We start from the raw sequence: 12,167 nt of genomic DNA on the forward strand, positions 1-12,167 counted from the left end.
GTGAATATAGAATGAACAATATTTCTTGATGTGCAAGAGGTATTATGAGAGCATGAGGTTATGCCGATGGAGCCAACCCCCTTTCGCCACCACAATCCGGCCGGGCCGGTCTACCGGCGCGGCTGGGTCGACGAGGCTGTAGCTGCGATCGAGGCCGACCAATGCCGCACGGCCGACACGCATCTGATCCGGCTGATCGTGCCGGCGCTATCAGGCATCGATATCTATCTGAAGGACGAGTCCACGCACCCGACCGGCAGCCTGAAGCATCGGCTGGCGCGCTCGCTGTTCCTCTACGCGCTCTGCAATGGCCACATCCGCGAAGGCACGCCCGTGGTCGAGGCCTCGTCGGGATCGACCGCGGTGTCGGAAGCCTATTTCGCGCAGATGATCGGCGTGCCCTTCTACGCCGTGATGCCGCGCACGACGTCGGCGGAGAAGATCGCTGCGATCGAGCATTATGGCGGCAATTGCCATCTGATCGACGACGGCCGCGCGCTGTATGCCGAGGCCGCCGCGCTCGCCACCCGCCTGAACGGCCACTACATGGACCAGTTCACCTTCGCCGAGCGCGCCACCGACTGGCGCGGCAACAACAACATCGCCGAATCGATCTTCACGCAATTGCAGGGCGAACCGCGCCCGCTGCCGGACTGGATCGTGATGGGCGCCGGCACCGGCGGCACCTCGGCCACCATCGGACGCTACTTGCGCTACCGCCAATATCCGACGCGGCTGTGCGTCGCCGATGTCGAGCATTCCGCCTTCTTCGATTGCTTCCGCACGCAGGACCGCTCCCACGTTTGCGAACGGCCCTCGCTGATCGAGGGCGTCGGCCGGCCGCGCTGCGAACCGTCCTTCGTGCCTGGCGTTGTCGACCGCATGATGAAAATCCCGGACGTCGCAACGATTGCGGCGATGAATGTACTGTCGCGCCGGCTGCGCCGATCCGTCGGCGGTTCCACCGGCACCAACTTCCTGGCGCTGTGCCGCATTGCCTCGGAGATGCGTAGCGCCGGCCAAGCCGGATCGCTGGTCACGCTGATCTGCGATTCCGGAGAACGCTATCGGCAGACCTACTATGACCCCGCATGGCTGAAAGCACGCGGCCTCGATCCAGCGCCGTTCGAGACTGCCCTGTCGTCGTTCCTGGATACGGCGCAGCCGCTGGCGCTCGCCGTCGAGGATGTTGTCAATCCACAGAGCCCGCGGAGTGTTGCTTGACCACGCTGATCGAAACCATTGCCGGCGTGCGCGCGGCGTCACGGCTCGGCCAGGCTCTGAACGCCCGCGCCGAGATTTTGCACCTCAGCGAAGCCGCCCATGACGCGGTGCTGCTGCCGCGCGAGCCCGGCGGCCTGAGCCACGGCTTGCGGGCGGCGCTCGCGGCGCGGATGTGCCGGCACGTCGGCGACGAGGCGCTGACCGCGCATTACGACTCCTATCTGGCGCATGCGAGCGATCTCGACCTGGCCGCTCTGGCACGGCCCGGCGGCCTGTGTGGCGATTCCCTGCACGACGCCATGGCCCGCCATGCCGACCTGCTGACGCTGTCGCCGCGCGAGGCGACGCGACAGGACATTGCGGCGCTGAAGACGGCCGGCGTCAGCGAGGCCGATATCGTGCGGCTGTCCGAGCTTGCCGCCTTCGTGAACTACCAGCTGCGGGTCCTGGCCGGCCTCAGGCTCCTGAAAGAGGTCGAAGCCCGATGAGCGAGGTCGTCCACAAATTCACCGCGACGATCCCGACCTGGTCGCCCTATGTCACGCCTGTCAAGCTCGCCTCGGCGACGTCAGAGCAGCTCGCGGCGATGAAGGTCACGCCCTCCAACAAGGGCGTCTCGCCTTACGTGCTGACGCTGGCGCATGACCCGGAATCGCTCGCGGTGCGCTCGCCGCTGTTCAACCTCATCATGTACGGCAAGGACGGCTTGTCCCCGGCCGAGCGTGAGCTCGGCGCGCTGAGTGCCTCGGTCGTCAACCGCTGCATCTATTGCGCCGCCGTGCACGCCTCACGCTTCATCAGCTACTCCGGGCGCAACGACGTCGTCGAGGAAATCTTTGCCGACGAGCGCGATGCCACGCTGGAGGCGCGCCAGCAGGCACTGTTCAATTTCGCTACAAAGCTCTCGACGACGCCGATCGAAGCTACTGCAGATGACGCGCGTGCACTCGGCGAGGCCGGGCTGAGCGAGCTCGAGCAGCTCGACCTGGTACTGTCGGCCGCGATCTTCGGCTGGGCCAACCGGCTGATGCATACGCTGGGCGAGCCGCTGGCGTGCCCCGAGGCGCCGTAACCGGCGTCTCCCTGTTATTTGCAAAATTGCACGATCGTCACGGCAACTTCACTTGCGATGCGCGCACATGCGGGCGACGGTCTCCGCTTCTCAACGAGGAGATCCTGCCGTGCGCCTTCCCATTCTCGATCCGAAAGATCTGACCGACGAACAGAAGCCGCTCTATGACGACATGCGGGCCGGCATCAAGGACCACTTCAAGGGCTTTGTGAACATGCGCGACGATGGCGCGCTGCTCGGACCCTGGAATCCCTGGGTCCGCGAGCCGCGCTTCGGCAAGCCGGTGTGGGAGCTGGTCAAGGCGATCGCGTCGAACCCGCTGCTGCCGGCCTCGGTGCGCGAGGTCGCGATCCTCGTTACCGGCTCGCATTTCCGCTCCGGCTACGAGCTCTATGCTCATGTGCTGGTGGCCGAGCAGCGCGGCCTCTCCGACGAGAAGCTCGCGACCATCGTGGCCGGGCAACGGCCGGTGGATCTGACCAAGCAGGAGGCGGTCGCCTACGACGTCGCATCGGCGCTGGTGAGCGGCGGCGTGCTGCCGGAACTGACCTGGCGCGCCGCGGTCAAGGAGTTCGGCGAGCATGGCGCGGCCGAGCTGTCCTATCTCGTCGGCGTCTATTGCATGGTCTCGGTCACGCTCAACACCTTCGACGTGCCGGTGCCGGAGTAGAAGCGCCTTGTTCTGTTCGAGCATGATCTTTTCGGAAAACCGCTGCACACTTTTCCGGATCATGCTCTAATTGCGCACGGTGTAGAGCGGCGTCCGCAGCGTCAGCTGGTAGGACGGTTTCGGCATCCATGCGATCTGCGCGGTGATGCCGAACAGGCGGTTGTCGTTTTTCGCAGCAGGCAGTCCGCTCGGCAGCGTCGCGCCCTGTCGTACCCCAGGGCTTCGAACGCGGCCGACAGGGAGGTGTTGCCGAAGCCGAGCCCGAGCGTGCCCGCGGGAATCGTCGCGCAAGTCGTGCGCAGGTCGAGATAGATGTTCGGCACGGTCGGCTTCGCGATGGGCTGTGACGGGGCACGTGACGATCCGACGCGTGGCGACTTGATGACGGAACTGTTGTTAGATGGAACGTGATCACACCTGTGGTCAAGCGCTGTCCGCAAGCGATGGACTGCGCGGATGTGCGCGGGTACCCTGCGGTGATCGCGTTGACATACTCGCCGGCCAGAGTGCAGGCCGGACAATGGAGGGACGACAGTCATGAACACGTCACGCCGCATCCTGCTCACTGGTCTGGCAGGCCTCGCTGTCGCCCCGACCGCCGTGGCCGCCGCCGTTCCGCCGGCCGAACCTGGCGACGTGACGGTCGCCGAAGAGCGCTTCGCGCGCACGATCGCGGCCGCGCATGCCCCCGATGTCACCTGCACGCGGCAGGCCGAACGCTATGCGGATGCGCATTGGCCCGAATATGTTGCGGCAGCCAGGGCCGTGCTGGACGCGCGCGTGTGATTCGCGCTTTTACTTCTCGACCGCCCGCCGCACCTGTTCGCCGATCTGCGACAGCACGAGCTGCGCCTGCGGCAGGATCGCGCCCATGGCGTGGAAATTGTGGACCATGCCGTCATGGCAGACGTGCTCGACGGTGACGCCGGCGGCGAGAAGCTTGCGCGCATAGGCATTGCCTTCGTCGCGCATCGGGTCGAACTCGGCGGTATGGATGATCGCGGTCGGCAGGCCCGCAAGGCGTGTGGCGCGCAGGGGTGAGATGCGGGGATCGGCGGCATCGATGTCGCCGGGCAGATAATCGGCGAGATCGGCTTCGATCGTGATGCGATCGATCAGGTGGCCCTCGGCGAACGCCTCGCGCGAAGGCGAGGTCTCCTCGAAATCAAGCACCGGGCAGATCAGGCATTGCGCGACGATGGAGAGGCCGGCGTTCTGCAGCGCTTCCTGGCACACGATCGCGGCGAGCGTCGCGCCGGCGGAATCGCCGCCAACCACGAGGCGTCCGGCGTCGATGCCGAGGGACGACGCTTCGCGCGCGACCCATTCGGTGGCGGCGATCGCATCCTCCACCGCGGCGGGAAATTTGTGCTCCGGCGCGAGGCGGTAATCGACCGAGACCAGGCGGCAGCCGGTGGCATGCGCAAGTGCCGCCGCGATGCGGTCGTGCGTGGCGACGCTGCCGGCGACGAGCCCGCCGCCATGAAAGAACACGAAGCCCGGCGCGCGCTCAGCGGCGGTTGCGGGCGAATACAGCCGATAGGGAAGCCCTCCGCCGGGGCCGGGCAGCGTGCCGTCGGAGACGGTCACGTCAGGCGCGTCAGTGCGCGCGAACTGCATCAGTTTCGCCAGCGACTGCCGCCGCGCCTCGACGCTCGGCCGGTTTCGCACCTGCGGCCCGGCCGCAGCCATCATGGTCAACAAACGCTTTGCGAGCGGATCGAGCGGCATGGAGGACTCCGTATGTGGCTGGCATTATATCCGGTTTGCTCCCCACCGCGATGCTTGCCCTCCCCGTCCAGGGCCCCCTCCGGGGGAGGGGGCATTCCCCGCAGGGAATCATTTAGAAATTGCCCCCAATAGTCGTGCCATATTGCGGCATCACGCCAAGGGGAGGCCGGCCATGGCCGAGGTCAAGAAAGCCATCGAATATTCGCCGAGTTGGACCTTCTTCGAGGGCAAATGGCACGACGGCAATGTGCCGATCATGGGCCCGCGCACGCATGCGGCCTGGCTCGGCTCGGTCGTGTTCGACGGCGCGCGCGCGTTCGAGGGCGTCGCACCTGATCTCGACCGTCACATCGCCCGTGCCAATCAATCCGCGATCAATTTTGGCCTGAAGCCGGTGGTCGATGCCGGCACCTGGCTCACGCTCGCAAACGAAGGCATCGCGCGCTTTGCGGCGAATGCCGAGCTTTATATCCGTCCGATGTACTGGGCGGAGAACGGGTCGGGCGGCGGCGTGCTGTTCGACCCCGAGACCACCAACTGGTGCCTGTGCATCTACGAGGCGCCGATGCCCAAACCTGTAGGCAACGCCATCACGCTGTCGCCGTTCCGCAGGCCGACGGCCGAATGCGCGCCGGTCGAGGCCAAGGCGGCCTGCCTCTATCCCAACAATTCGCGCGCGCTGTCGGAGGCCGCCTCCCGCGGCTTCCAGAACGCGCTGATGCTCGACATGCTCGGCAATGTCGCCGAGTTCGGCAATTCCAACGTGTTCATGGCCAGGGACGGCGTGGTGTTCACGCCGGTGCCGAACGGCACCTTCCTCAACGGCATCACGCGCCAGCGCGTCATCGGCCTGCTTCGCGCCGACGGCGTCACCGTGGTCGAGAAGACGTTGCGCTATGCCGACTTCCTCGCCGCCGACGAGATTTTTTCAACCGGCAATTTCGCCAAGGTCGCGCCCGTGATTCGCATCGACGAGCGCGAGCTGACGCCGGGCCCGCTCTACTCCAAAGCGCGCAAGCTCTATTGGGACTTTGCGCATGCGGTGAAGCTGGCGGCGTAGGCTTCCTGACGTCGTCCTGGCTTTCGCCAGGACGACACCGAGGGTGTGGCATGCGCCACGCCTCAAGAGCCGCGCCTCCGGAACCGGCTGAACTGAAACGCCTGCGTCGATTTCCACGGCGTGTGATGAGTCTCGCTGCGCGTTTCGATCAGCTCGAAATCCGGCCCCAACTCCGTCGAAAGACTCGTGCTGTCGTGGCGCTGCACCGGCAGGCCGCTGCATTTCTCCGGACCATCGAGCGCAAAGGTGGCGATGATGACGTGGCCGCCGGACGCAACCGCCGACCGCAGGCGCTCGACGTAAGCGGCCCTGTCGCGCGGATCGGTCAGGAAGTGAAACGCCGCACGATCGTGCCAGACCTCGTAGCTGCGCGCCGGCCGCCACGTCGTGGCGTCGGCGACGATCCAGTCGACGGACGCGGCCGCCGGGCCGATCCGCCGCTTTGCAGCGTCGAGCGCATTGGCGGACAGGTCCAGCACGGCGAGATTGCGGTATCCGTCCTGCAAGAGAGCGTCCACCAGCCGCGAAGCGCCGCCGCCGATATCGATGATGCCTGCGCCGCGATCCACGTTGGCGGAGCGGATCATGTCGAGCGAGATCGCCGGGCTCTCCTGAAACCAGCTGACCTCGGTCTCGCCCTTTGTGGCGTAGACGTTGTTCCAATGCGCGCTTGGGTCGGACATGGCGGCTTCTCCAGCGTCGTCCTGGCGAAAGCCAGGACCCATTACCCCAGGAAGCAGTTTGGCGATGATTCGTCGTTCGGTACTGCTATCGATCTCTACCGACAGATCACGCGGTATGGGTCCTGGCTTTCGCCAGAACGACATTGTGGAATGACGGGCGCACAATCGCCAAGCAAACGCCCGCGGCAGGCGGCCGCGCTGAGGCGAACGAGAGGACCTACTCTTCCTTCTTCGACATCCGCTCGAGGCGTTCCTGCATTTCCTTCATCTGCTGGCGCAGATCGTCGATGTTGCTGTCCTTCGGCGCCTCGGCGGTCGCATCGGGCTCCGGCTCCGGGGTGGTGGAGGAGCGCGCCGGCGGGGCGAACGGCTTGAACATCGAGAAGGTCTGCTGGAACAGCTCCATGTTGCGGCGGACCTGCTCCTCCAGGGGCGCAAAGGGCGTGCCGGACAGCGTATTGGCGATCTGCTTGCGGAACTTCTCCTGTTCCTGGGTCAGCGTCGCGATCGACTGTTCCAGATATTTCGGCACCACCATCTGCATGCTGTCGCCGTAGAAGCGGATGAGCTGGCGCAGGAAGGTGGTCGGTAGCAGGTTCTGGCCGGCCTTGTTCTCCTGCTCGAAGATGATCTGGGCCAGCACCGAGCGGGTGATGTCGTCGCCGGTCTTGGCGTCGTAGACCAGGAAATCTTCGCCATCCTTGACCATGGCGGCGAGGTCTTCCAGCGTCACATAGGTGCTCGTTCCGGTGTTATAGAGCCGGCGGTTCGCGTATTTCTTGATGGTGGTGGGTTGGTCTGATTTCGCCATGGGCTCTCACTTGCAAGACGCTGAGAACGGGAACCCGGCGGCCGATGCCGCAGGGCGGGAAGAGTACGCAACGCAACAAAATAAGCATTTTCAAAGGGGTCACGCTACCGTTTTGTGCGCCACGGTTAATCGGGCAGCAAAAACGTGCTTGCGAAAGCGCCAAGAACGCTATTTGGAATGCGTTGCGGCATGAATTCGGCCACCGGCCGATTGACATGCCGCAATGACGTTAACAGGATGCCGTCCGAGACTGGCGAGCCGTTTCCCCAGCCCCGTCTGCCCCCATTCAACCCCAGGAGATGCCCATGTCAGACGATGTCGTCATCGTCAGCGCCGCCCGCACCCCGGTCGGAAGCTTCAACGGAGCGTTCGCGACCCTTCCCGCCCACGATCTCGGCGCCGTCGCCATCAAGGCCGCGCTGGAGCGTGGTGGCATCGAGCCCGGCCGGGTCTCCGAAGTCATCATGGGCCAGATTCTGACCGCCGCTCAGGGCCAGAACCCGGCCCGCCAGGCCTCGATCGCCGCCGGCATTCCGGTGGAGAGCCCGGCCTGGGGCGTCAACCAGCTCTGTGGCTCGGGTCTGCGCACGGTCGCACTCGGTTACCAGGCGCTGCTCAACGGCGATTCCGAGATCGTGGTCGCCGGCGGCCAGGAGTCGATGAGCATGGCTCCGCACGCCCAGTATCTGCGTGGCGGCGTCAAGATGGGCGCGCTCGAATTCATCGACACCATGATCAAGGACGGCCTGTGGGATGCCTTCAACGGCTACCACATGGGCAACACCGCCGAGAACGTTGCGCGCCAGTGGCAGATCACCCGCGCCCAGCAGGACGAGTTCGCGGTCGCCTCGCAGCAGAAGGCCGAGGCCGCGCAGAAGGCCGGCAAGTTCAACGACGAGATCGTCCCCGTCACCATCAAGACCCGCAAGGGCGACGTGGTCGTCAGCGCCGACGAATACCCGCGCCATGGCGCAACGCTCGATGCGATGGCCAAGCTCCGTCCCGCCTTCGAGAAGGACGGCACGGTCACCGCAGGCTCTGCTTCCGGCATCAATGACGGCGCTGCCGCCGTGGTGCTGATGACCGCCAAGCAGGCTGCCAAGGAAGGCAAGAAGCCGCTCGCGCGCATCGTGTCGTGGGCGCAGGCCGGCGTCGATCCGAAGATCATGGGCTCGGGCCCGATCCCGGCCTCGCGCGCCGCGCTGAAGAAGGCCGGCTGGAACGTCGGCGACCTCGACCTGATCGAGGCCAACGAGGCCTTCGCGGCGCAGGCTTGCGCCGTCAACAAGGACCTCGGCTGGGACACCTCCAAGGTCAACGTCAATGGCGGTGCGATCGCGATCGGCCACCCGGTCGGCGCCTCCGGCGCGCGCGTGCTGGTGACGCTGCTGCACGAGATGCAGAAGCGCGATTCCAAGAAGGGCCTTGCCACACTGTGCATCGGCGGCGGCATGGGTATCGCGATGTGTCTGGCGCGCGACTGAATCTAGCTCTCGCGCAGCTTACGTGGACCATGCGCGTGCGCTGCACACATAAGTGAGTGCGTTGCACGCGACTAAAAAGGCAGCGGTTGCAAATCAAATATTCTTCGCAACCGCGTCAGCCTCGACTAAAGAGAAACGCCCGGCTCACGCCGGGCGTTTTGTTCTTGATGTCCGTCAAACGTCCCGCATAATCCGTAGCTAAAAACGATCACTCAGAAACGTCCGAAGAGTCCAAGGGAAGGAATACGATATGGCACGTGTTGCATTGGTGACGGGTGGTACGCGGGGCATCGGAGCTGCGATCGGCAAGGCGCTGAAGGCGGCCGGCTACAAGGTCGCGGCGAGCTACGCCGGCAACGATGCCGCGGCGGAGAAGTTCAAGGCGGAGACCGGCATCGCTGTCTACAAATGGGACGTCAGCAATTTCGACGCCTGCGCCGAAGGCGTGAAGAAGGTCGAGGCCGAGGTCGGCCCGATCGACGTGCTCGTCAACAATGCCGGCATCACCAAGGACGGCGCCTTCCACAAGATGAGCCTCGAGCAATGGAACGCCGTGATCGGCACCAATCTCGGCTCGCTGTTCAACATGTCGCGCCAGGTGATCGAAGGCATGCGCGGGCGCAAGTTCGGCCGCATCATCAACATCTCCTCGATCAACGGCCAGAAGGGCCAATTCGGCCAGGTGAACTATTCTGCGGCGAAGGCCGGCGAGATCGGCTTCACCAAGGCTTTAGCGCTGGAGAACGCCAAGGGCGGCGTCACCGTGAACGCGATCTGCCCCGGCTACATCAACACCGAGATGGTGCAGGCGGTGCCGAAGGACGTGCTGGAGAAGGCGATCCTGCCGCTGATCCCGATCGGCCGCTTAGGGGAGCCCGAGGAAATCGCACGCGCGGTCGTGTTCCTCGCCGCCGACGAAGCCGGCGCCATCACCGGCTCGACGCTGACCGTCAACGGCGGCCAGTACATGGTGTGATGCGTAGGCATCACGCAGGCTGATATCGACGACGTCGTCATGCCCGGGCTTGTCCCGGGCATTTGTCCATGCACTGTCATTCCGGGGGCCCGCGATAGCGGCGAACCCGGAATCTCGAGATTCCGGGTTCTGCTCTTTGAGCCGCTCCGGAATGACGAGGCGATTTAAATGACTCCCCGCACCGCGACGCTGATCGGATTGACCGCGATCCTGATGTGGTCGCTGCTGTCAGTGATGACGGTGGCGACCGGAAAGATCCCGGCATTCCAGCTCGCCGCGATGACATTTGCGATCGGCGGCCTCGTCGGCCTGCTCACCTGGATCGGCCGCGGCGAGGCGGCGAAAAGCCTGCGCCAGCCACTGGCTGTGTGGACCGTCGGCGTCGGCGGACTGTTCGGCTATCACGCGCTGTATTTTTTGGCGCTGCGCTTCGCGCCGCCGGCTGAAGCCGGTCTGCTCAACTATCTCTGGCCGCTGCTGATCGTGCTGTTCTCGTCCTTCCTGCCGGGCGAGCGGCTGGCCGTGCATCACATCGTCGGTGCCGTGCTCGGCCTCGTCGGCACCGTGCTGCTGTTCGCCGGCAATACCTCCGGCTTCGCGCCGGGGGCGGTGCCGGGATTGATCGCGGCCTTCATCGCGGCCTTCGTGTGGGCGACCTATTCGGTGCTGTCGCGCCGATTGAAGGCGGTGCCGACCGACGCGGTCGCGGGCTTCTGTCTCGCCACGGCAGTGCTGGCCGCGCTGATGCATGGCGTGCTCGAAACCACCGTGTGGCCGGAGACGGCGCTGCAATGGATCTCCGTGATTGCGCTCGGCATCGGTCCCGTCGGTGCTGCGTTCTACGCCTGGGACATCGGCATGAAGCGCGGTGACATCCGCGTGCTCGGCGCTGCGTCCTACGCGACGCCACTATTGTCGACCGGCTTCCTCATCGCCGCCGGCTTCGCAAAAGCCAGTGCCAATATCGCCATCGCCGCGGTCCTGATCGCCGGCGGCGGCCTGATCGCGGCGAAAGATATGGTGTTGCGGAAGCGATGATTGTCATTCGGGGGCGCACGACGTGCGAACCCGGAATCCATTTATCGGCGTCAATAGTGGCGAAATAGATTCCGGGTTTGCCGCTTGCGGGGCGCCCCGGAATGACGGTGTGGAGCTACGGCTCCCAGCCCTTCGGCGCGAGCTCGAACTTCGCGAACTCGAATGCGGGTGCCACGGTGCAGCCGACCAGTGTCCACTCACCTGTTGTCTCGGCCATCTGCCATGCATCGGCCGGTACGATGGCCTGCGGTCGTTCGCCGCTCACGAGATCCGTGCCGAGGCGGACCTCGTGCTGGGAGCAGCCTTCATGCGCGATGCGCAGCATCAGCGGGCTGCCGGCGTAGTAATGCCAGATCTCGACCGCATCGATGCGGTGCCAGTGCGAACGCTCGCCGCGCGCGAGCAGGAAGTAAATGAGGGTCGAGCGCGAACGGCCGTTGGCGTCCGTGGTCTGGTCGCGAAACGTCTCGCGATAGTGCCCGCCTTCGGGATGCGGTCGGAGTTCAAGGCGCGCGATGATCTCGGCTGCGGTCGGCATCGATCCCCGTCAGGATTTGTTCTTTAGGATTTGTTCTTGCGCTCGCGCAGCTCGCCGAACACCGCGGCGGCATCCGCACCCTTCATGTGTAGCCTGGCTGCGACCGAGGGGTCATCGGCACGCAGGAACACGTTTGCTCGCTTCTCGTCACCAAGCAGTGAGGGGATCGTGGGCTTGTTCTCGGCGCGAAGCTTGGTCACCTCCGCCGCGCGCGCCTGAAGCGCCGCATTGTCGGGATCGACGGTGAGCGCGAACTTGACGTTGGAAGCGGTGTATTCGTGGCCGCAATAGAGCTTGAAATCGTCGGGCAGCGCCCGCAGCTTCAGCAGCGAATCCCACATCATCGGGTAGGTGCCCTCGAACACGCGGCCGCAGCCGATCGAAAACAGCGTGTCGGCGGCGAACACGGTCTTCTCGGTGTCGAACACGTAGGAGATGTGGTCGAGCGTGTGGCCGGGCGTCTCCACGACGCGCGCCAGCAGGTTGCCGACCTTGACCACGTCGGCATTGGCGACGCGCAGGTCGACGTTGGCGATCGCAGTGGTCTTGTCGTGCGGCGCGACGACGCGGCAGTTGTATTTGTGCTTGAGTTCGGCGACCCCGCCGACATGATCGCCATGGTGATGGGTGATCAGGATGTCGGTGAGCTGCCAGCCCTCGCGCTCCAGCGCCTTCAGGATGGGGCCGGCCTCCGGCGCGTCGATCGACGCTGTCGCCTTGGTTTCCACATCGTGGATCAGGTAACCGAAATTGTCGTTTAAACAGCTGAAAGTACGAATTTCGGCAGCCATGACGTCTCCTTCGCGCTCAGCCCCGCCAGACAAATATGGCGTTAACGTTGCGCAGGCAATGCAATATTCAGCGCGCAGCGGCGGCCTTG

General features: G+C 64.9%; 14 protein-coding genes. 9 read left to right on the forward strand and 5 right to left on the reverse strand.

The window, feature by feature from the left end:
* The first annotated feature begins 66 nt into the window (after positions 1 to 66).
* The 5 genes from AAFG50_RS02280 to AAFG50_RS02300 all read left to right on the forward strand — a co-directional run bounded on the left by AAFG50_RS02280 (position 67) and on the right by AAFG50_RS02300 (position 3,752).
* On the forward strand, positions 67 to 1,224 hold the full coding sequence (locus AAFG50_RS02280; RefSeq protein ID WP_039186708.1) for a PLP-dependent cysteine synthase family protein: 1,158 nt from the start codon (positions 67 to 69) through the stop codon (positions 1,222 to 1,224).
* Entirely contained in the window at positions 1,221 to 1,712 is a 492-nt protein-coding gene (locus AAFG50_RS02285; protein WP_028175245.1) for a hypothetical protein, read from the forward strand. Before AAFG50_RS02280 ends, AAFG50_RS02285 begins: the two co-directional genes overlap by 4 nt.
* Entirely contained in the window at positions 1,709 to 2,296 is a 588-nt protein-coding gene (locus tag AAFG50_RS02290) for a peroxidase-related enzyme (protein ID WP_028175244.1), read from the forward strand. Before AAFG50_RS02285 ends, AAFG50_RS02290 begins: the two co-directional genes overlap by 4 nt.
* A 109-nt stretch (positions 2,297 to 2,405) precedes the next feature.
* Positions 2,406 to 2,966: a carboxymuconolactone decarboxylase family protein gene (locus AAFG50_RS02295; RefSeq protein ID WP_028175243.1), complete on the forward strand. Its 561-nt coding sequence runs from the start codon at positions 2,406 to 2,408 to the stop codon at positions 2,964 to 2,966.
* Positions 2,967 to 3,503: 537 nt separating this feature from the next.
* Positions 3,504 to 3,752 (forward strand): hypothetical protein, encoded by a 249-nt coding sequence (locus AAFG50_RS02300; protein ID WP_011083063.1) that lies wholly within the window; start codon positions 3,504 to 3,506, stop codon positions 3,750 to 3,752.
* A 9-nt stretch (positions 3,753 to 3,761) separates the two neighbouring features.
* Here AAFG50_RS02300 and AAFG50_RS02305 read toward each other — a convergent pair whose 3' ends face one another.
* Positions 3,762 to 4,697: an alpha/beta hydrolase gene (locus AAFG50_RS02305; protein ID WP_028175242.1), complete on the reverse strand. Its 936-nt coding sequence runs from the start codon at positions 4,695 to 4,697 to the stop codon at positions 3,762 to 3,764.
* Positions 4,698 to 4,869: 172 nt separating this feature from the next.
* Here AAFG50_RS02305 and AAFG50_RS02310 point away from each other — a divergent pair, with 172 nt between their 5' ends.
* Positions 4,870 to 5,757 (forward strand): branched-chain amino acid aminotransferase, encoded by an 888-nt coding sequence (locus tag AAFG50_RS02310; protein ID WP_028175241.1) that lies wholly within the window; start codon positions 4,870 to 4,872, stop codon positions 5,755 to 5,757.
* A 62-nt stretch (positions 5,758 to 5,819) separates the two neighbouring features.
* Here AAFG50_RS02310 and AAFG50_RS02315 read toward each other — a convergent pair whose 3' ends face one another.
* Positions 5,820 to 6,440, reverse strand: a complete 621-nt coding sequence (locus AAFG50_RS02315; RefSeq protein ID WP_028175240.1) for a class I SAM-dependent methyltransferase — start codon at positions 6,438 to 6,440, stop codon at positions 5,820 to 5,822.
* A 217-nt stretch (positions 6,441 to 6,657) separates the two neighbouring features.
* The gene (gene phaR / locus AAFG50_RS02320) at positions 6,658 to 7,251 is read right to left on the reverse strand and encodes a polyhydroxyalkanoate synthesis repressor PhaR (RefSeq protein WP_011083059.1); all 594 of its coding nucleotides are present in this window, start codon (positions 7,249 to 7,251) and stop codon (positions 6,658 to 6,660) included.
* 305 nt (positions 7,252 to 7,556) lie between these two features.
* On the opposite strand from phaR, the gene AAFG50_RS02325 reads away from it, so the two are divergent.
* The 3 genes from AAFG50_RS02325 to AAFG50_RS02335 all read left to right on the forward strand — a co-directional run bounded on the left by AAFG50_RS02325 (position 7,557) and on the right by AAFG50_RS02335 (position 10,749).
* Positions 7,557 to 8,735, forward strand: a complete 1,179-nt coding sequence (locus AAFG50_RS02325; protein ID WP_028175239.1) for an acetyl-CoA C-acetyltransferase — start codon at positions 7,557 to 7,559, stop codon at positions 8,733 to 8,735.
* A gap of 250 nt (positions 8,736 to 8,985) precedes the next feature.
* Positions 8,986 to 9,711 carry an acetoacetyl-CoA reductase gene (phbB, locus tag AAFG50_RS02330; RefSeq protein WP_028175789.1) on the forward strand — a complete coding sequence of 242 codons (726 nt, stop codon included), beginning with the start codon at positions 8,986 to 8,988 and terminating at the stop codon, positions 9,709 to 9,711.
* 168 nt (positions 9,712 to 9,879) lie between these two features.
* Complete coding sequence (locus tag AAFG50_RS02335; protein WP_028175790.1) at positions 9,880 to 10,749, forward strand: EamA family transporter; 870 nt, start codon at positions 9,880 to 9,882, stop codon at positions 10,747 to 10,749.
* A gap of 115 nt (positions 10,750 to 10,864) precedes the next feature.
* Here the strand turns inward: AAFG50_RS02335 and AAFG50_RS02340 are convergent, their stop codons facing one another.
* Together AAFG50_RS02340 and gloB are read right to left on the reverse strand one after the other, a co-directional pair.
* Entirely contained in the window at positions 10,865 to 11,287 is a 423-nt protein-coding gene (locus AAFG50_RS02340; protein WP_011083055.1) for a cupin domain-containing protein, read from the reverse strand.
* Positions 11,288 to 11,310: 23 nt separating this feature from the next.
* On the reverse strand, positions 11,311 to 12,078 hold the full coding sequence (gene gloB / locus AAFG50_RS02345; RefSeq protein WP_028175791.1) for a hydroxyacylglutathione hydrolase: 768 nt from the start codon (positions 12,076 to 12,078) through the stop codon (positions 11,311 to 11,313).
* Positions 12,079 to 12,167: the final 89 nt, after the last annotated feature.

This window comes from Bradyrhizobium sp. B039, from assembly GCF_038965675.1.
GTDB lineage: Bacteria > Pseudomonadota > Alphaproteobacteria > Rhizobiales > Xanthobacteraceae > Bradyrhizobium > Bradyrhizobium diazoefficiens.